Origin of the sequence: Paenibacillus lacisoli, assembly GCF_030580655.1 — a bacterium.
In the GTDB taxonomy this organism is placed as follows: Bacteria; Bacillota; Bacilli; order Paenibacillales; family Paenibacillaceae; genus Paenibacillus; species Paenibacillus lacisoli.
In genome coordinates this window covers 314,575-333,777 of the sequence record NZ_JAUQTB010000002.1, presented here as the reverse complement: position 1 = coordinate 333,777, position 19,203 = coordinate 314,575, and the positions used below count along the sequence as shown (strand labels likewise).

Here is a 19,203-nt window from a genome sequence, read left to right as displayed (position 1 = left end):
GGTGAATTGACATTGGCAAAAGCGAACAGTGCCGGGCTGACAGGACGTCAGAAGGCGGCTATTCTACTGATTACATTAGGCCCGGAAGTATCGGCACAAATATTCAAACATCTAAGAGATGAAGAGATTGAGCAATTAACCCTGGAAATCGCCAATGTGCGCAAGGTAGATTCAGCCGAAAAAGAAATGATTATGTCGGAGTTTCATCAGATCTGTCTGGCACAGGAATACATTTCACAGGGTGGTATCAACTACGCTAAGGAAATCCTGGAAAAGGCACTGGGTTCCCAAAAAGCGCTGGAGGTTATCAACAGATTAACCGCTACGCTGCAGGTGAGACCTTTTGACTTTGCACGCAAAGCAGATCCAAACCAGATTTTGAATTTTATTCAAAACGAAAATCCGCAGACGATTGCCCTCGTGTTGTCTTACCTGCAGTTTGAGCAGGCGGCCGTCATTCTCTCCTCGCTTCCTCAAGAGAAGCAGGCAGATGTCGCAAGACGCGTAGCCGTCATGGACAGCACTTCTCCTGAGGTTATTGCACAGGTAGAACGTGTGCTGGAGCAAAAATTGTCTGCAACGGTTACGCAGGATTACACGAATGCCGGTGGTATCGAGTCCATTGTACAGATTCTGAACGGTGTGGACCGCGGTACAGAACGGACCATTCTGGATTCTCTGGAAGTACAGGATCCGGAGTTGGCTGAAGAGATCAAGAAGCGCATGTTTGTCTTCGAAGATATTGTCAATGTGGACAACCGTTCGATTCAGCGGATTATCCGCGATATCGACAATGCCGATCTGCAGCTGGCACTCAAAGTATCCAGCGAAGAGGTACGGGATGCTATTTTCCGCAACATGTCCAAACGGATGGCGGATACCTTCAAGGAAGAAATGGAATACATGGGTCCTGTGCGGCTGCGTGATGTGGAAGAAGCCCAGACTCGTATCGTAGCGACGATCCGCAGACTGGAAGAATCGGGAGAAATTATAATTGCCCGCGGTGGAGGAGATGACATCATTGTCTAGGTTGATCAAGTCTTTCCAATATGTCCCTGTAGAAGCCTTGAAGCAGCTGGAACTGAACCATCATTATCTCGTGGAAGAAGAGAGTGTTGATGAACCTTCAGAAACAGCCGAGCTGCATTCCAGACAGGATGAAGAGGCAGAGCGTCTGCGCAGTGAAATGCTTAATGACGCCAAGGCATTTGCCGAGCAGCAGGTGCGCAGTGCTTCGGAGCAGGCTGAACAGATGCTGGAAGAGGCAAGACAGCAGATCGAACAATGGTGGCAGGAACGAAGAGAGCAGGATGAGCATCTGCAGGAAGCGTTGAAAGCCGAAGGGTATCAGCAAGGTTATGAAGAAGGACGCCAGATGGCTGAGCAGGAAATGCAGCAGCAGCTGGAACAAGTGATGGGAGAAGCTCAGCAGGTTTTGCAGCAGTCGTATGAAGCAAAAGAGCAGCTCATTCAGGAAGCCGAGCCTTTTCTGGTAGAGCTGAGCTGCAGCATCGCCGAGAAAGTCATCGAGAAACAGCTTAGTATTGAAGAAGATTACATGATTGAACTTATTCGTAAGAGTCTCGCCCGCAAGCGAGAGCAGGGTACCATCGTGCTGTGTGTATCTCCAGCTCATTTCTCTTTTGTTCATGCAGCAAGAGAGGAATTGACACTGGCTATTGATTCCCAGGCTGACTTGCAAATTTTGCCGGATGCAACGGTCAAAGACCGCGGCTGCGTCATTCGCTCTTCATTCGGAAGTGTGGATGCGAGAATTGATACACAGCTGACGGAAATTAAAAAAGAACTCATCCGTGTTGCATTAGATGATGAGGAGCGGAGAAATCAAGATGAAGGTGCTTAGTTCTCAGCGTTACATCGAGCATTTGAAGAACCTGGATCCCGTCAGAATTAACGGCAAAGTGACACAGGTCATTGGACTGATGGTCGAGTCCGAGGGACCGGACGCCAGTATCGGAGACGTATGTTACATCTATCCGACCAAGTCTTCCAAGCCTTTACAAGCTGAAGTGGTGGGATTCCGCGATAACAAGGTGCTGCTGATGCCGCTGGGTGAGCTTCACTCTATCGGTCCCGGCTGTGATGTAGTAGGCACAGGTAAACCGCTGAATGTCCAAGTAGGCTCTGAGCTGCTGGGCAAGGTGCTGGATGGTCTGGGCCAGCCGCTGGACGGCTCGTTAATTCCTTCACGCATGCAGCGATATTCTACCTTTAACCCGCCGATCAACCCGCTGAACCGGCCGAGAGTGCTGGAGCCAATCAGTATCGGCGTCCGTGCCATCGATGGTCTGCTTACGATCGGTAAAGGTCAGCGTGTCGGTATCTTCGCCGGCTCAGGGGTTGGGAAGAGTACGCTCATGGGTATGATTGCACGTAATACGGCAGCGGATGTCAATGTCATCGCTCTCATCGGTGAACGGGGACGCGAGGTACTTGATTTTATCGAACGCGATTTGGGCCCCGAGGGACTGGAACGATCGGTAGTTATTGTGGCTACCTCGGATCAGCCGGCGCTCATCCGGATCAAAGGTGCGTTGATCGCTACAACCATTGCCGAGTATTTCCGAGATCGGGGAATGAACGTCATGCTGATGATGGATTCCGTGACCCGTTACGCTATGGCACAGCGGGAAGTCGGTCTGGCTGTCGGCGAGCCGCCGGCAATGAGAGGCTATACGCCTTCCGTATTTGCAAGTCTGCCCAAGCTGCTCGAACGTGCAGGTACCGGACCGACCGGCTCCATTACGGCTTTCTATACGGTTTTGGTTGACGGTGACGACATGAATGAGCCTATAGCCGATACGGTACGCGGGATCTTGGATGGCCATATTGTGCTGAACCGCGGCATTGCAAACAAAGGGCATTTCCCTGCTATTGATGTTTTGGCCAGTATCAGCCGGGTGATGAAGGATATTTCGCCTAAGGATCAGATTGGTGCAGCTGAGAACATCAAGCGTCTGATGGCGGTGTATAAAGATTCAGAAGATCTGATTAACATTGGCGCCTATCAGCGCGGTTCGAACCCTGAAATTGATGAAGCGATGGATATGATTCAACAGATATGGAATTTCACCCGTCAGAAGGTCGATGAGAAGGTTACGCTGGAAGAAGTGCAGGAGCGTTTGATTTCTGAATTTGCAGGGAGCTGAAGATTGAGAGATGAGATTTCATTATTCTTTTCAAAAGGTCGTTGACTTAAAGACGAACGAAAAGGCACAGGCGGAATGGATGCTGTCAACGGCGGTTGGACAACTTCAGCTCGAGGAGCAGACCCTGCAGCAGTTGATGTCAGAGAAATCACGGATGGAGCATATGATCCAGCAGGCTGCGACGGGATGTGTATCCCTGTTGAAACTTCAGGAAATGCAGGCGTATATCGAACACTTGAACCAATGTATTTCGCAAAAATACAGTGATGTGCAGCGTGCGGAGTTAAATGTGCAAAAAAATAAGGATCATCTGACCGATAAAATAGTAGACGAAAAAGTCTGGCTGAAGGCCAGAGAAAAAGCACGGATTAGTTTTCAACAGGAATTGCTTCTTAGGGAACAGAACGAGCTGGATGAAATGGCAACGATTCGGTACGCCATGAGAGCCAGATAGCGACCTGTCAAGCGTGAGTGGAGCAGTACCTGCACGGTGGGAGGAAAGATCATGGCAAACAAGGATTTGGATATAGAGAAAGAATCAAGTGGGGGAATTGAACGGTTTTTATTTTTCCTGATTCCTATTGTGTTTACAGTGGTACTGGTTGGCGTTCTGCTGACCATGTTCAATATCGATTTTCGGAACACGATGCTGAATGTGGCGCGCGAAGTGCCGGTTGTGAAAAACTGGGTTCCGGAGAGCAAGGATGACCCGAAAAAAAGTGAAATTGAAACCGCTAAGGATCAGGCTAAAAGTGCAGAAGCTACTATTAAAGAGCTAAAAAGCCAGGTAGCTAAGCAGGATCAACAAATTCAGCAGGCACAGACAGATAAAAGCGAGCAGCAGTCCAAGGTCGAGGAGCTGGAAAAGCAGGTACAGGATCTGCAGGCCGCAGCGGACACTTCAGCAGCACAGACTCAGCAGGATGCTTACACCAAGCAGATAAAGGATTTGGCAAAAATGTACTCTACAATGAGCGCCGGTAAAGCGGCTCCGATCCTGCAAAACATGACTACAGAAGAAATTGTACAGCTGCTAAGCCAGATGAATCAGGAGAGCCGGGCTGCCATTCTGGCGAAGATGGACCCGAAGACGGCGGCTGATATTACCGTAGCCTTGCAGAATGCAAAACCGTCCAGTGATCTGGCCATCGCTGCTCTGCAGTCCCGGCTGAATCAGACCCAGAGCTCGGGTACGGCTGCCAAGCCGACGACGAACTCCAAAAACCTGGACAAAAGCCAAATCAGCCAGATGTTCAGCACCATGACGCCGAAAAGCGGGGCAGACCTGATCCTCAAGACATTCAGCATCAGTCCGGACAAGGCCATCACGATTCTGAACTCGGTGGATGATGCAACACGCTCCAAGCTTCTTGAAAGTATGTCCTCTCAGGACGCGGCGCTCAGTGCCAAGATTCTTAACAAGCTCATGGGAGGCAAATAACGAAGGGAGGTGAAAACGAAATGTCACTAATTACAGGTCAATTGCTAACAGGTACTCCTTCAGCATCCAAGCCATCAGCTTCGGGCAGCTCAAGTACTGCGGCAGCGGGGACAGCCGGAATGACAGGTCTGTCCGCGAAAGGCGGGGCGGCTTTCAACAGCACACTGGTACAGCTGTTAAGTGCAGGACTGTCTGCTTCTAATGAAGAAAACCAACTGCCTGCACAAGCTTTGAACACAGAATCTTCTGCAGCGAATCTTCTGTCAGCCCAACTGGGAGCCAGTACAGCATCTGATGTAACTGAGGGTCAAGCACTGCTGGACAAGCTGCCGGAATTATTGGAAGGCCTGATGAAGGATACAGACAAGCTCGAGGATTTAGCTGCAAACGATCCTGCGCTGCTGCAGGCTCTTCAGCAATGGGTTGCACAGCTTCAATCTCTGCTGAACCAAATGCAGGACAAGTCGTCTTCAGATGCAATAAATACGGAGGCCGGCCCTAATGAAGAAGGTCAGCAAATGCTTATCATTCTTGCACAGCAGCCGGAAACTTTGAAGTTTGCCTTACAGGACGGACTTACCCAGCTCGCGCAGGGCTTACAAGGCCAGCAGCAGTCCAAGGAATCGCTTGCGCAGTTCAAGCATCTGCTGCAGTCTCTGGAGCAGATTCAGGTGAACAGCGTTAGCAGTGCAGGAAGCAGTAACGTCAGCTCCTTCTCGGATAACCTTAAGACGCTGCTCAATACGGTTAACTTTTTTGAGAATCATACTGATGTGCTGAAGGCGCTAGTGAATACAAAAGGTGATTCTACAGCCGTTCAGGCTGCCAACGTCACTACAGCTGCTGATCCCGCTGCAGCTGATGGAGATTTGACGGTCAGGACAGCAGAGCAGCCTTCCGATTCCGCTGGAACAGCAGGTGAACAACAGAACAGCAGCAATTCAGAATCTAATCGTCCGGAAAATCTGGTTACCACTGCGGGTCATCTTCAAATGAAGAATGGAAGTGGAGCTCCGGTTAAACCGGCTGCTGAGGCTGTTGTCCAGGCTTCCCAATTTACCAAAGAGATGTCTGGTTTTATGGTGAACAAGCTTGAAATCGTGAAACAGAACGGATTTACCGAAGCAATTATCTCCCTGCGGCCGGAGCAGCTTGGTCAGGTCGACGTTAGACTGTCCATGCAAAACGGGCATTTGATTGCACAGTTTATGACAGATAACCATGGTGCTAAGGAATTGATCGAACAGCAGATGGCTCAGCTTCGTGCTTCACTGCAGAGTCAAGGTATCCAGGTCGAGAAGGTTGAGGTAACCTCCAATGCTTCGCTTAGCTCGCATATGTATCAGGATGGGCGGAATTCAGGAAGTGGTCAGCAGCAGCAGTCTGACAAGCGGTCCAGAAGCCGTGAGGAAATGATTGAGGATTCCCTGACCGTCGCTGAACTGGGAGAAGAGCTTCGAAGCTGGAATGCCGAGCAGCGGCAGGAAGAGAACGGCCGGGTTAACGGCTTTACAGCCAGAGCTTAAACAGAAGGAGAACGAGAGCATGCCAGATATAATCGGAACTTCGAATGTATGGCCAAATTACTCAGCACAGAACGTAGCCAGTGCCAGTACGAAAACACAAACCATGGGTAAAGATCAGTTTTTCAAAATTCTGATCACACAGCTTCAGAACCAGGATCCGACCCAGCCCCTGGAAGATAAGGAGTTCATCGCCCAAATGGCGCAGTTCTCATCCGTTGAACAGCTGATGAATATATCAACCCAGCTGACAGCGATGAACCAGTCGCTCGGGCAGGTATCCGGACTGATTGGCAAAAACATAAGCTGGACTCGTTTGAGCGATGACGGTTCGACAAGTGAAGTCAGAAGCGGAACTGTTAATTCCATTCTGATTAAAGACAATGCCCAGTATGCGAAAGTGGGCACTGAAGAAGTGCCGATCAGCAGCATTATGCGTATTGAGAATGCTTCGGCAGCGACGAATACGCAGACGGTTTCGGATACGGCATCAGCTTCAGGCAGCTAAAACTTTCCATTAATCCAGACAGGGCGGGGAAAGGTGATCATAATGAGCAACCGGATAACGGTTGGCCAGTTGTTCCCTGGAAGAGTCACTCCCGCAGATTTAAAGCGAACCCGCAGCGAGAACGCGGGGAAAGTGCAGCAGTCGTTTGATCAAATGCTGCAGGATCAGGTTGTTAAAGTCAGTAATCATGCTGCCAAGCGATTGGAGCAGCGGGGGTTGGAACTGAAAGACGAACATATGGCCAAGATAGGCAGTGCCTTAGACCAGGCGGCTGCAAAAGGGGCCAAAGAGTCCTTGTTTCTAATGAATAACATGGCTTTGATCGTCAATGTACCCAAACGTACGATTGTTACAGCCATGGATGGTGATTCTATGCAGAATAATATTTTCACCCAAATCGACAGCGCCGTAATTATCTCTTAATCGGCTGGCCCGAAAGGAAGCCGATCTACCGCCGACCGAATGAAGCGGTACACGAACTTTGAGGAGGATTTATCAATGTTAAGATCTATGTACTCTGGTGTATCCGGCATGAAAGGCTTTCAGACAAAATTGGACGTAATCGGCAACAACATTGCAAACGTGAATACGACAGGCTTCAAATCCAGCCGGGTTATGTTTAAAGACATTTTGAGCCAAACGACTGCAGGTGTAACCGCACCAGTAGATGGTGAGAATGGCGGTATTAACGCCAAGCAGATCGGTCTGGGCGTTTCTGTAGGCTCGATCGATACCTTGCACTTGGCGGGCAGCGCGCAGACGACGAACGTGCCTACTGACCTTCGTATTGACGGGGATGGTTTCTTCCTGGTCAAGCTTGATCCGGCTCAGGATCCGGCTTTCCTGACACGTGCCGGGGATTTCCATGTGGATGCCCTGCGCAACCTCGTTACCTCGGATGGTCTTTATGTAACGAATGTAGATGGAGATCCTATCCGTCTGGAGGACAATGCAGTTTCTTTCTCCATCGGTCAAAATGGCGTAATCAGCCAGAAGCTGGATGACGGCACAATTAACACGGATCAGTCCATCGGTGTTGCCAAGGTGACAAACCCAGAAGGTCTGGAAAAGATGGGAGGCAACTTGTACCGGGTGACATTGAACGCAATTGAAGGAGGAACGATTACTCCAACAACAGCCAACAATGCTACAGACGGTACAGGAGCAATCATTGCAGGACAGCTGGAAATGTCCAATGTCGACTTGACAGGTGAATTTACGGAAATGATCGTGGCACAGCGCGGTTTCCAGGCCAATTCACGGATTATTACCACTTCGGATGAAGTGCTTCAGGAAGTTGTTAACCTGAAACGTTAATAGGTACCGGCGGGGGAGCTGAGGCTTCCCCATTCTAATCGGGAGGTTGATGCGAAATGATTTCGGTAACGCGGCTGAACGGATCCAAAATGTGGTTGAACGCTCTGCTGGTCGAAACCGTAGAAGAGTCACCGGATACGTATGTCACCCTGGTGACAGGTAAACGAATGATCGTGCTGGAGAAGGCGGATGAGGTTATTGCCATGATCAAGGCATACGGTCAGGAGCTGGGAATTCACGCAGCTACTATTAAAGTGCAACAAACGGAGGAAGATTCATGAAAAAAATGTTACCCTGGCTGGTTACCATCCTGCTGTCCATTACCCTGATCGTTCTGGCCGCGTTTCTGCTACTCCAACATAGCGGTAGCGGAGATACAACTGCATCTGCAGCGGAAGAAAAGCAGGTCGAGAAGAAATCAGCCGACGAAATCGTTGAGCTCACATCCGAGATCACGGACATCAAAACGAATTTGGCAGATACCGATCAGATTGTGACTGCGAACTTCGCTTTTCAATTAAGTGACAAGAGTGCAAAGGCATCTTTTGAGAAGATCAAGGACATCAGCATCAAACCAATCATTATCCAGACCCTGGCAGGAACTAAGGCTGAGGAACTCAACACACCTAAAGGGCGCACCATGTTCTTCAACAAGCTGACCAATCTGATTAATCAGGCTCTTCCAGAAGGTAAGGTTAGCAAAACGGATGTAACTAACATTCTGGTTGTTCCAATCTGATAAGTCTTAAACGCAAGCCTGCAAGGGGGTGAGAAATATAGTGGATGTATTATCACAGAATGAGATTGATGCGCTGCTAGCTGCGCTGTCTTCCGGCGAGATGGATGCCGAGGAGTTGAAGAAAGAGGAAACACAGAAGAAAATCAGGGCCTATGATTTCAAAAGAGCAGTCCGTTTTTCCAAAGATCATATCCGAAGCCTGACACGAATTCACGAGAATTTTGCGCGTTTTCTAACTACTTATTTTTCAGCACAGCTTAGAACATTCGTACAAATCAGTGTTGTTCAGGTCGAGCAGCTTCCATATGATGAATTCATCCGTTCGATCCCGAAAATGACGATTCTCAATATATTTGAGGCGGAACCGCTGGAAGGCAGAATGGTGCTGGAGGTTCATCCGAATGTGGCATATGCGATGCTTGACCGTATGCTGGGCGGAACCGGTAACGCACCTGCGAAGATCAATTCTCTTACGGAGATTGAGACGACAATTATGGAGCGTATTTTCAGCAGAGCTTTTGATAGTCTTCAAGAGGCCTGGAAAACCGTGCTTGATATTTCTCCTCGACTTGAGGCCATGGAGACCAACCCGCAGTTCATGCAGATTGTGTCACCGAATGAAACCATCGCCCTGATATCCTTGAGTACTAAGATCGGGGATACCACAGGCATGATCAACTTATGTATTCCGCACGTGGTGCTGGAGCCTATTATGGCAAGGCTGTCGACCCACCAGTGGTTCGTTTCTGAGAAGAAAATGAGAGCACCCGAAGAGCTTGATGCCCTGCGTCAGCGTGTCAATAAGGCTGAGCTTCCGATCGTAGCCGAATTAGGCGACTCCCAGTTATCCATTGCTGAATTTCTGGGACTTCAGGTGGGCGATGTCATCTCATTAAACAAGCCGGTTAACAACGGATTATCGATCAAAATAGGCGAAAAGCTGAAATTTATAGGCAGTCCGGGTACGATTAAAGACCGTGTAGCTGTGCAAATTGACGAAATTGTCAGTGAAGGAGTTGAGGAATTTGACGAGTAAAGATTATTTATCACAGGAAGAGATTGATGCCCTGCTGAAGCAGTCAGAGGTTTCTTCCAGTGACACACCGGCTGCAGGCTTGTCCGTGGACGATTTTCTGACTCCACTGGAGCAGGATGCACTGGGTGAGATCGGAAATATCACTTTCGGTAGTGCAGCTACGGCACTTTCCACACTGCTGGGCAAAAAAGTTGACATTACCACACCAAAAGTATCCATTATTAACCGAACTGAATTTGAGTCTACATTTCCTAAACCTCATGTTGCAGTTCACGTCAACTATGTGGATGGATTCCAGGGCATTAACTCTTTGGTTATCAAAACAAGAGACGCTCAGGTCATTGCAGATCTGATGCTGGGCGGGGAAGGAAATCCGGAGGATGCGGAGCTGAACGAGATTCATATCAGCGCGGTACAGGAAGCAATGAACCAGATGATGGGTTCATCAGCGACTTCCATGTCGACGATCTTTAACCGGTTTGTTAATATTTCTCCGCCGGGTATCGATATTCTTGATCCCGCAACAGGGGATGGGGTATCCAGTCTTCCTGAAGATGAGACGCTGATCCGGATTTCATTCCGGCTGATTATCGGAGATCTGATCGACTCCACAATCATGCAGCTCCTTCCGGTTGACTTCGCGAAGGAAATGGTTCGTATGCTGATACATGGTACTGATGAACCTGCTGCCAGCGAGACGGCAGCAGCGGTGGAAGCTCCGGCTCAGCCGCCAGTGCAGCAAGCTCCAGCTCAGGCACCGCAAGCTCCACAGCAGCCGGTTCAGGAACAGCCGATGTACCAGCAGCCGCCGATGCAGCAGCCAATGTATGAGCAGCCGATGTATCAGCAGCCGCCGATGCCTGGAGCTTACGCTGGAATGCCACCTCAGGCACCTTATGGAGCCCCGCAGCACTACGGTTCAATGCCTAACCGGAATGTCAATGTTCAGCCTGTTCAGTTTGCTAATCTTCAATCTAATGCATTCGGTCAGATGGACGAAAATAATTTGAATTTATTAATGGACATTCCACTCAAAGTCACCGTAGAATTAGGAAGGACCCAGAAGCAAATTAAGGATATCCTGGAACTTTCTCAAGGTTCGATTATCGAGCTGGACAAGCTTGCAGGTGAACCTGTCGATATACTGGTCAATAACAAGCTGATTGCCAAAGGCGAAGTGGTCGTTATTGACGAGAACTTCGGGGTTCGTGTGACGGATATCGTCAGCCAATGGGACCGAATTCAAAAAATACAATAAGCACATATTCAGGGAGGATTTAATTCTAATGGCAAACCGAATTTTGATTGTAGACGACGCAGCATTTATGAGAATGATGATTCGGGACATTTTGTCCAAAAACGGATTTGAAGTAGTAGGCGAGGCATCCGATGGTGCACAGGCTATCGAGAAGTTTAAAGAGCTTCGCCCGGATCTGGTTACCATGGACATCACAATGCCAGAGATGGACGGTATTGCCGCCCTGAAAGAAATCAAGAAGCTGGATGCGAATGCGAAAGTAATTATGTGTTCTGCGATGGGACAACAAGCGATGGTTATTGACGCCATTCAGGCGGGCGCTAAAGACTTTATCGTAAAACCATTCCAATCTGACCGTGTAATCGAAGCGATTAACAAAACGCTCGGTAACTAAAGCAGATGCCCACAAATGGTGATTCGCTTGGTCAGCCAGGAGCTATGGATACGTCAAGTATCGTCTGGAACATCATCACCGTCATTATCGTCCTGGCTGTTATTATTGTACTCATCGTTTATTTGATTCGATTTCTAAGCCGCAAGAATAACTCCTGGTTCAGTAACCGGTCTGTCCGCATTCTTGGAGGCGTGGGTCTAGGACCGAATAAATCGCTTCAGATTATTGAAATTGGCAGCAGCATCTATCTGGTAGGGGTAGGGGAAGACATTAACCTGGTTGATAAAGTGTCTGATCCTGAAGAAGTGCAGCTCATTGTTTCCCTTCTGGAACAGGAGGCAGCCTCACAGCGTGGTGCATTGCCGCCTTTGGTCGCCAAGCTGGCTTCCAGGCTCCGCAAGGAGCAGCCGGCTCAGGACATAGAGCTTGAAGACAGCTCGTCTTTCCACGAAATGTTCGAATCGAAGCTGAAAAGGATGCCAGACCGGAGAGAGAAACTGGAGCAGCTGCGGAAGGAAGACAATACTACGGATCGGTCGAGGGATTCATGAAAAAAAAGATCATTACAGCCTGCTTGCTGCTGGCCTTGCTCAGTATGCTGTCGATGACGGCAGCATTTGCGGATCCGATCCCCAACATTGACATAAATGTTGGGAACTCGGATGGTGGGCAGCCAAGTACGACATCACTATCCATTATTTTATTGATTACAGTCATCAGCATTGCTCCAGCTCTGCTGGTACTGATGACCAGTTTTACAAGGATTGTTATTGTACTGGGATTTATCCGGACCTCTCTGGGAACGCAGCAGATGCCGCCCAACCAGGTGCTGGTCGGTCTGGCGCTGTTTTTGACTTTGTTCGTAATGTCCCCAACGATTTCGCAGGTCAATCAGGTTGCCCTGCAGCCTTATCTCAAAGGGGATCTCACCCAGACACAGGCTTTGAATAAAGCATCGGAGCCAATTAAAAAATTTATGTTTGCCCAGACCAGGGAAAAAGACCTGCTCCTTTTTATGAAGTATACGAAGGAAGAAAAGCCTAAAACTTATCAGGATATCCCTTTGACTGTCATGGTGCCTGCTTTTGCCATCAGTGAACTGAAAACGGCCTTTCAAATGGGTTTTATGATCTTTATCCCTTTTTTAATTATTGACATGGTTGTAGCCAGTACGCTCATGGCCATGGGGATGATGATGCTGCCGCCTGTCATGATATCGTTACCGTTCAAAATTCTCCTGTTTGTACTGGTGGATGGATGGTATCTGGTTGTGAAATCACTGCTGCTGAGTTTTAATACTTGACGAATGGGAAGATGAGGAGGGCGGCATGACATCAGAATTCGTTATTGCGCTGGCCGGACGAGCCGTGTACACCACACTGATCGTCAGTGCGCCAATGCTGATTTTGGGATTGGTTGTCGGTTTGATCATCAGTATCTTCCAGGCAACAACTCAAATTCAGGAACAGACCCTGGCCTTCGTGCCAAAGATTGTAGCGGTACTGTTGGCGGTACTCTTGTTCGGACCATGGATTTTGACGACACTGGTCGACTTCACCTATAACATCTTGAACAATCTGTACAGATATATAGGTTAGCGGCCTATGAATATAGTTTTACAGAACTTCCCTGTTTTTTTGCTGATTTTTTGTCGAATTACATCGTTTTTTGTAGTTGCGCCGATTTTTTCAACAAGGGGTGTCCCGAATATTTTCAAAGTGGGCATCTCGGCTATGCTGTCGATCATGATCACCTTAATCTATGGCATCAATCAGAAAGTTCCTACAGACGTCAGTTATGTTCTTCTGGTGGCCAGAGAGGTGCTGATTGGACTGCTGCTCGGTTTTGTGGCATATCTGATATTCACGGCCATCCAGACAGCGGGGGCACTCATTGATTTTCAGGTAGGATTTGCTATGGCGACCGTGTATGACCCGATGACAGGCGCTTCTGTTCCAGTGACAGGTAATTTCAAGTTCGCCATTGCGATTCTGCTCTTCCTGACGATGAACGGGCATCATTATCTGCTGGACGCAATTGTGTACAGCTACGACTGGGTACCGCTTCAGAACGACTTTTTTACAAAGTTGTATGGCGGCAGTATTTCCAGTTTTCTGATCCGCACCTTTGCCGATTCATTTATGCTCGCTTTCCAGATGTCGGCACCCATTGTGGTTGCGATGTTTTTGACAGATGTAGGCCTTGGCTTTCTGGCTAAGACCGCTCCGCAGTTTAATATTTTTGTTATCGGTGTACCGCTCAAAATTATTGTGGGACTGGCCATGCTGATGCTGCTGTTCCCAAGCTTTGCTTATATTTTTGAACGGCTGTTCGCCATCATGTTCCAATCGATGCAGGATCTGCTGGGGATTATCGGTCATCGGCGGTAGCAGCATGGGAGGTCCAGCATATATGTACAAATATTCAATCAATTTGCAGCTTTTCGCCGGCGAGAAGACAGAGAAGGCAACACCTAAGAAACGGCAGGATGCGCGTAAAAAAGGACAGATCGCCAAAAGCGCGGAATTTCCCGGCGCGGCCGTTCTCCTGGTTGCTCTTCTCTGTCTTCTGATGTTTGGCGGATATTACAAAGAACACATAGTCCGTCTGTTTACAGATATTTTTATCAACAGGCTGACGATGGATGTGACGCCCTACAATGTGCTGACCATGCTCAGGGATTACGTCATCAACATTCTTCTCCTGCTGGCACCGGTTTTTGCAGGGGCATTTCTTATCGCCATCGTAACCAATTATATGCAGGTTGGATTTCTTCTGGTAGGCGAGGGTCTGAAGCCCAAATTCAGCAAGATTAACCCGATCAAGGGATTTAAAAATATTTTCTCGATGAGATCGCTGGTTGAATTTTTGAAGTCCATTTTTAAAATGACGATCATTGGCTACCTGGTATACTCCACGCTGTGGGGGGCACGCGGCAATCTAGCGAGGCTTTCTGAGATGACAGGTGACCAGATCATGAGCTATACAGCGGGCTTAACCATAAGCCTGGGCGTTAAAATTGCAGCTGCGCTGCTTGTGCTCGCAGTACTGGATTACATGTATCAACGTTTTGAACATGAAAAAAATCTCCGCATGTCCAAACAGGACATCAAAGATGAATATAAGAAGATGGAGGGCGATCCCCTCATTAAAGGTAAGATCCGTGAGCGTCAGCGCCGCATGGCCATGCAGAGAATGATGCAGGAAGTGCCCAAGGCCGACGTTATTATCACGAACCCGACTCACTTTGCGGTTGCACTCAAATATGACAACAGCAAGATGGAAGCGCCGCAGATTATTGCGAAGGGTCAAGATTTTGTGGCCCTGCGAATTAAGGAAATCGCCAAGCAGAATGGCGTCATAACGATGGAAAATAAGCCGCTGGCACGCGCGTTGTTCCAAAGGGCTGAAATCGGGGATTCCATCCCGCCGGATTTGTTCCAGGCCGTCGCAGAAGTGCTGGCTTATGTATATAAGCTCAAAGGCAAAGTGAAATAACAAAAGGGATCGGAGGCCAGGAGTCCATTGAAGATTAAAGATATTACCGTACTTGCAGGAATTATCGGCATCGTGCTGATGATGATCCTTCCGATCCCGGAATGGCTGCTTGATGTCCTGCTAGTTATCAACATCTCCATTGCAATGATGATTCTGCTCGTTGCCATGAATACAAAAGAAGCACTCCAGTTTTCGATATTTCCAGCGCTGCTGCTGATAACAACCTTATTCCGGCTGGCACTGAATGTATCGACAACCAAGCTCATTCTGGGTCAAGGCCATGCGGGTAAGGTCGTTGCGACCTTCGGCAGCTGGGTGGCCGGCGGACAGATTGCTGTCGGATTTGTGGTCTTTCTTATTCTGGTTGTTGTGCAGTTTATCGTTATTACCAAGGGTTCTGAACGGGTGGCAGAAGTAGGCGCACGCTTTACACTCGATGCCATGCCCGGTAAACAGATGAGTATTGATGCTGATCTGAATGCCGGTCTGATTAATGAACAGCAGGCCAAAGAACGGCGCAGTAAAATCGAACAGGAAGCCGATTTCTACGGCGCGATGGACGGTGCGAGTAAATTTGTAAAAGGTGATGCTATTGCCAGCATCATTATCCTCTTAATTAACCTTATCGGTGGTTTTATTATAGGGATGACCGTGCATGGATACAGCTTTCAGGATTCCTTATCGACGTATTCCATCTTGACGATTGGTGATGGTCTCGTCAGCCAGATTCCGGCACTGCTGATCTCCACGGCGGCTGGTCTGATCGTCACCAGAGCTTCATCGGAAGGCAATCTCGCTTCTGACTTGACGTCCCAGCTGTTCTCTTATCCTAAGCTGATCTACATCGTTTCCGTTACGATAACGCTTCTGGGTCTATTCACACCGATCGGTCCGTTGACGACGCTTCCTCTAGCCATACTTCTGTTCATTGCTGCGAGAAGAATGCAGCGTAATCTGAACAACAAGCAGATTGAAGATGAGCAGCTTGAGGAAGAACAGCAGATTGAGGAGGTGCGCAGTCCGGAGAGCGTAATCAATCTGCTGCAGGTTGATCCGATTGAGTTCGAATTCGGTTATGGCCTGATCCCGCTTGCAGATACCCAGCAGGGCGGTGACCTGCTGGACCGGATTATTATGATTCGCCGTCAATGTGCACTCGAACTGGGACTGGTTGTACCGGTTATCCGGATTCGGGATAACATTCAATTGAAGCCGAATGAGTACGTGATCAAGATCAAGGGCAACAATGTAGGCGGCGGCGAGCTGCTTTTGAATCATTATCTTGCGATGAGCCCGGGTTATGATGACGATTCCATAACCGGTATTGAAACGATGGAACCGGCGTTTGGCCTTCCCGCTCTGTGGATTGATGAAAGTTCCAAGGATCTGGCCGAGCTGTCAGGATACACGGTGGTTGATCCTCCCTCTGTCGTCGCCACGCATCTGACAGAGCTGATCAAGAAACATGCTCACGAATTGCTGGGCAGACAAGAGACCAAGGCACTGGTGGATAACCTTAAGGAAAACTATCCAGTTCTGGTGGACGAGCTTATTCCTTCGGTTCTTGCCATTGGTGACGTACAGAAAGTGCTTGCCAATTTGCTGAGGGAGAAAATTTCGATCCGTGACATGGTTACCATTTTTGAAACGTTAGCTGACTATGGTACTTATACGAAAGACCCGGATATTCTGACCGAATATGTACGGCAGTCGCTGTCCCGTCAGATTACGCAGCAATTCTCCAATAAGGGAGAGACGCTGCAGGTAATTACGGTAGGCCCGGCGCTGGAGAAGAAAATTGCAGAGAGTGTTCAGCAGTCGGACCAGGGAAGCTACCTGGCTCTTGATCCGGTATCTACTCAAACCGTATATCAGAAGCTCATGGAGCAGATCAACCGTTTGATCCAGTCTGGACAGCAGCCGATCGTGCTGACATCTCCGACAATTCGCATGTACCTCCGCCAGGTGATCGAACGGACGATGCAGGACATTCCGGTCCTGTCTTACAGTGAGCTTGAACCTAACGTGGAAATTCAAAGTGTCGGGGTGGTGAATCTGTGAGAGTAAAACGCTATATTGTCGAAACGATGCCGGAGGCCATGCATCAAATCCGCGGTGATCTGGGCAAGGATGCTGTCATCCTGAGTACCAAAGAAATGAAAGTCGGCGGATTCATGGGCCTGTTCCGAAAGCGGCGGATTGAGGTTATTGCGGCTGTTGAGAAAGAAAACATTGAACCTGCCTCGCAACCACGAACAAAATTAGTACTTCCGACCGATATAAATAATGAGGCTGTTAAAATGCCTGAACCGGCTGCTGATCGACCTTCTTTGCCCCAGATGCCGAGAAAGGCTGCGCCTGAAGCCTATCGGCGTACCCAGGACCTGCTATCCGGTAAAGCTCCGGATCAGCCGGCAGAGCCAGAACAGCTTATTCCTTTCCAAGAAGAGAAGGTGCCTGCTGCGAAAATGGACGGTTCTATGGAGCGTTATCGTGAAGCCGCTGCAGCATCAGGTCCGATCCTTCAATCGCAGGAATCTGCTAACGACAGCCACCTTTTGAACGAAATAAGAGAAATGAAGGCCATGATGGCAAGGATGTCGAGACAGGCTGTACAGGAACCGGCATTGCCTGAATCTCTTCAGCGGGTACTTGACCGGCTTCTGGATCAGGAGGTTTCCCCAGGTTTGGCGGCTCACTGGATAGATGGTGCTCAGGAACGAATTGCTGAAACCGGCAATGAAGTAAAGGATTCCATGTGGAAGGATGCACTAAGGGAGCAGGTGCTTGAGTTTTTGTCAGGGCGCATGGGCAGCGGAATCAGCCGTGATACGCGAGTAGTCTATGTCGCAGGGCCTACAGGGGTGGGCAAAACCACGACAATTGCGAAATTGGCGGCAGAGCAAATGTTCAGCAACCGGCGCAAAGTCGGTTTTATCACCTCTGATACCTACCGTATATCAGCAGTGGAGCAGCTGCGGACCTATGCCTCCATTCTGAATGTGCCGCTGGAGGTTGTGCAGTCGCCTGGAGATCTTCAGCGGGCCATGCAGCGACTGGCCGATTGTGACCTGATTTTAATGGATACGGCCGGACGTAATTACCGGAATGAGCTGCTCGTATCGGAACTGCAGAGTCTATTAGCACCTGTCGAGAAGAGCGAGACTTTCCTTGTGCTGAGCCTGACATCCAAAGCCAGAGACATGAAGACGATCACAGAGCATTTCAGCAAGTATGGACTGACCCAGGTCATTTTCACCAAAATGGACGAAACCGGCAGCTGCGGGGCGCTGTTCAACCTGCTGGAGGAGTATCCTCTAGCCGTTTCTTATATGACTAACGGCCAGAACGTGCCGGATGATCTGCTGATTCCGGATGCCCAGCTTCTGGCTGACTGGCTTCTTGGAGATTCGGCATGAGTGATCAGGCCCAGACATTAAGACAGATCGTTTCAGCGATTCATCAGCAGGCCAAGCCTTCCGGATCACATGCAGCCAAAATTGTTACAGTGGCCAGCGGCAAGGGCGGCGTGGGCAAGTCCAACTTTACTCTGAATTTTGCTCTGGCCTTGCAGTCACTCGGGCGCAGAGTCCTGGTATTCGATGCGGATATCGGGATGGCCAACATTGACGTTCTTATGGGAACCAGTGCGCCTTACAATCTGATCCATCTCCTGCGTCGTGAGAAAACCATTTCAGAGATCGTGCAGAAGGGAGCCGGGGCGCTGCCTTATATAGCAGGAGGGTCCGGGATGGCAGAACTCTTCCGATTGTCAGAAGAAGATCTGAATTATTTTGCGGATCAGGTGAATGAGATTTCTGGGGATATGGATTACATCTTTTTTGACACAGGCGCTGGTCTGTCCAAGGAAAATATGAAATTCATTATGTCTGCAGATGAGTGCCTCGTCGTGACGACCCCGGAACCTACATCCATGACTGATGCTTATGCGCTGATCAAGGTAGTACATGGTACGGACAACGACACGAAGTTCAAATTGATTGTAAACCGGGTGGAGAATGAAGCGGAAGCGACTCATGTAGCAAACAGTATTCAGCTGACGACCCGCCGTTTCTTGCAGTTGGACATCCCGATGCTGGGATATATGAGCGATGACCGGCATGTGGTGCAGGCAGTTAAGAAACAAACTCCTTTTTCATTAGCCTTTCCCGGAAGTCAGGCTGCCCGTGATCTCCGCAGAATGGCCGGCCAATATGCTTCAATCCCTGCAGAAACAGGGCGGGGAGCCTTGACAGGAATCAAAGGATTTATGCAGAAGTGGATGAAAAGGACAGCAAAATGATTCTGTAAAGGAAACT

Annotated in this window: 22 protein-coding genes; all 22 read left to right on the top strand. The window is 49.0% G+C overall.

The genetic code is table 11. From position 1 onward, the window contains the following. Window positions 1-12: 12 nt before the first annotated feature. The 22 genes from fliG (at window position 13) to Q5741_RS05240 (ending at window position 19,187) form a co-directional block, all read left to right on the top strand. Window positions 13-1,029, top strand: a complete 1,017-nt coding sequence (gene fliG / locus Q5741_RS05345) for a flagellar motor switch protein FliG (RefSeq protein ID WP_305023031.1) — start codon at window positions 13-15, stop codon at window positions 1,027-1,029. After that, a complete protein-coding gene (locus Q5741_RS05340; RefSeq protein ID WP_305023030.1) occupies window positions 1,022-1,864 on the top strand; it encodes a FliH/SctL family protein in 843 nt (280 codons plus the stop codon). Before fliG ends, Q5741_RS05340 begins: the two co-directional genes overlap by 8 nt. Then, entirely contained in the window at window positions 1,851-3,170 is a 1,320-nt protein-coding gene (gene fliI / locus Q5741_RS05335; RefSeq protein ID WP_305023029.1) for a flagellar protein export ATPase FliI, read from the top strand. Before Q5741_RS05340 ends, fliI begins: the two co-directional genes overlap by 14 nt. A gap of 10 nt (window positions 3,171-3,180) precedes the next feature. Continuing rightward, complete coding sequence (fliJ, locus tag Q5741_RS05330; RefSeq protein ID WP_305023028.1) at window positions 3,181-3,624, top strand: flagellar export protein FliJ; 444 nt, start codon at window positions 3,181-3,183, stop codon at window positions 3,622-3,624. A 51-nt stretch (window positions 3,625-3,675) separates the two neighbouring features. Further along, a complete protein-coding gene (locus tag Q5741_RS05325) occupies window positions 3,676-4,611 on the top strand; it encodes a magnesium transporter MgtE N-terminal domain-containing protein (RefSeq protein ID WP_305023027.1) in 936 nt (311 codons plus the stop codon). A gap of 20 nt (window positions 4,612-4,631) precedes the next feature. After that, the gene (locus Q5741_RS05320; RefSeq protein WP_305023026.1) at window positions 4,632-6,137 is read left to right on the top strand and encodes a flagellar hook-length control protein FliK; all 1,506 of its coding nucleotides are present in this window, start codon (window positions 4,632-4,634) and stop codon (window positions 6,135-6,137) included. A 19-nt stretch (window positions 6,138-6,156) separates the two neighbouring features. Then, window positions 6,157-6,642 carry a flagellar hook capping FlgD N-terminal domain-containing protein gene (locus Q5741_RS05315; RefSeq protein WP_305023025.1) on the top strand — a complete coding sequence of 162 codons (486 nt, stop codon included), beginning with the start codon at window positions 6,157-6,159 and terminating at the stop codon, window positions 6,640-6,642. Window positions 6,643-6,684: 42 nt separating this feature from the next. Then, complete coding sequence (locus tag Q5741_RS05310; protein ID WP_305023024.1) at window positions 6,685-7,065, top strand: TIGR02530 family flagellar biosynthesis protein; 381 nt, start codon at window positions 6,685-6,687, stop codon at window positions 7,063-7,065. 75 nt (window positions 7,066-7,140) lie between these two features. Continuing rightward, a complete protein-coding gene (gene flgG, locus Q5741_RS05305) occupies window positions 7,141-7,959 on the top strand; it encodes a flagellar basal body rod protein FlgG (protein ID WP_305023023.1) in 819 nt (272 codons plus the stop codon). Between the two features lie 56 nt (window positions 7,960-8,015). Beyond that, window positions 8,016-8,240: a flagellar FlbD family protein gene (locus tag Q5741_RS05300; protein WP_305023022.1), complete on the top strand. Its 225-nt coding sequence runs from the start codon at window positions 8,016-8,018 to the stop codon at window positions 8,238-8,240. Continuing rightward, a complete protein-coding gene (locus tag Q5741_RS05295) occupies window positions 8,237-8,698 on the top strand; it encodes a flagellar basal body-associated FliL family protein (RefSeq protein ID WP_305023021.1) in 462 nt (153 codons plus the stop codon). The genes Q5741_RS05300 and Q5741_RS05295 overlap by 4 nt, the downstream gene beginning before the upstream one ends. A gap of 37 nt (window positions 8,699-8,735) precedes the next feature. Beyond that, on the top strand, window positions 8,736-9,734 hold the full coding sequence (fliM, locus tag Q5741_RS05290; protein ID WP_305023336.1) for a flagellar motor switch protein FliM: 999 nt from the start codon (window positions 8,736-8,738) through the stop codon (window positions 9,732-9,734). Continuing rightward, window positions 9,724-10,992: a flagellar motor switch phosphatase FliY gene (fliY, locus tag Q5741_RS05285; protein WP_305023020.1), complete on the top strand. Its 1,269-nt coding sequence runs from the start codon at window positions 9,724-9,726 to the stop codon at window positions 10,990-10,992. The genes fliM and fliY overlap by 11 nt, the downstream gene beginning before the upstream one ends. A gap of 28 nt (window positions 10,993-11,020) precedes the next feature. After that, a complete protein-coding gene (locus tag Q5741_RS05280; protein WP_305023019.1) occupies window positions 11,021-11,386 on the top strand; it encodes a response regulator in 366 nt (121 codons plus the stop codon). A gap of 44 nt (window positions 11,387-11,430) precedes the next feature. Then, complete coding sequence (locus Q5741_RS05275) at window positions 11,431-11,937, top strand: flagellar biosynthetic protein FliO (RefSeq protein WP_305023018.1); 507 nt, start codon at window positions 11,431-11,433, stop codon at window positions 11,935-11,937. Beyond that, the gene (gene fliP / locus Q5741_RS05270) at window positions 11,934-12,689 is read left to right on the top strand and encodes a flagellar type III secretion system pore protein FliP (protein WP_305023017.1); all 756 of its coding nucleotides are present in this window, start codon (window positions 11,934-11,936) and stop codon (window positions 12,687-12,689) included. Before Q5741_RS05275 ends, fliP begins: the two co-directional genes overlap by 4 nt. Before the next feature lie 25 nt (window positions 12,690-12,714). Continuing rightward, window positions 12,715-12,984: a flagellar biosynthesis protein FliQ gene (gene fliQ, locus Q5741_RS05265; RefSeq protein ID WP_305023016.1), complete on the top strand. Its 270-nt coding sequence runs from the start codon at window positions 12,715-12,717 to the stop codon at window positions 12,982-12,984. A 6-nt stretch (window positions 12,985-12,990) separates the two neighbouring features. Next, entirely contained in the window at window positions 12,991-13,776 is a 786-nt protein-coding gene (gene fliR / locus Q5741_RS05260; RefSeq protein ID WP_305023015.1) for a flagellar biosynthetic protein FliR, read from the top strand. 22 nt (window positions 13,777-13,798) lie between these two features. Continuing rightward, window positions 13,799-14,884, top strand: coding sequence for a flagellar biosynthesis protein FlhB (flhB, locus tag Q5741_RS05255; protein ID WP_305023014.1), 1,086 nt, complete (start codon window positions 13,799-13,801; stop codon window positions 14,882-14,884). A gap of 27 nt (window positions 14,885-14,911) precedes the next feature. Next, entirely contained in the window at window positions 14,912-16,945 is a 2,034-nt protein-coding gene (gene flhA / locus Q5741_RS05250; protein ID WP_305023013.1) for a flagellar biosynthesis protein FlhA, read from the top strand. Continuing rightward, entirely contained in the window at window positions 16,942-18,303 is a 1,362-nt protein-coding gene (gene flhF / locus Q5741_RS05245; RefSeq protein ID WP_305023012.1) for a flagellar biosynthesis protein FlhF, read from the top strand. The genes flhA and flhF overlap by 4 nt, the downstream gene beginning before the upstream one ends. After that, complete coding sequence (locus Q5741_RS05240; RefSeq protein ID WP_305023011.1) at window positions 18,300-19,187, top strand: MinD/ParA family protein; 888 nt, start codon at window positions 18,300-18,302, stop codon at window positions 19,185-19,187. The genes flhF and Q5741_RS05240 overlap by 4 nt, the downstream gene beginning before the upstream one ends. Window positions 19,188-19,203: the final 16 nt, after the last annotated feature.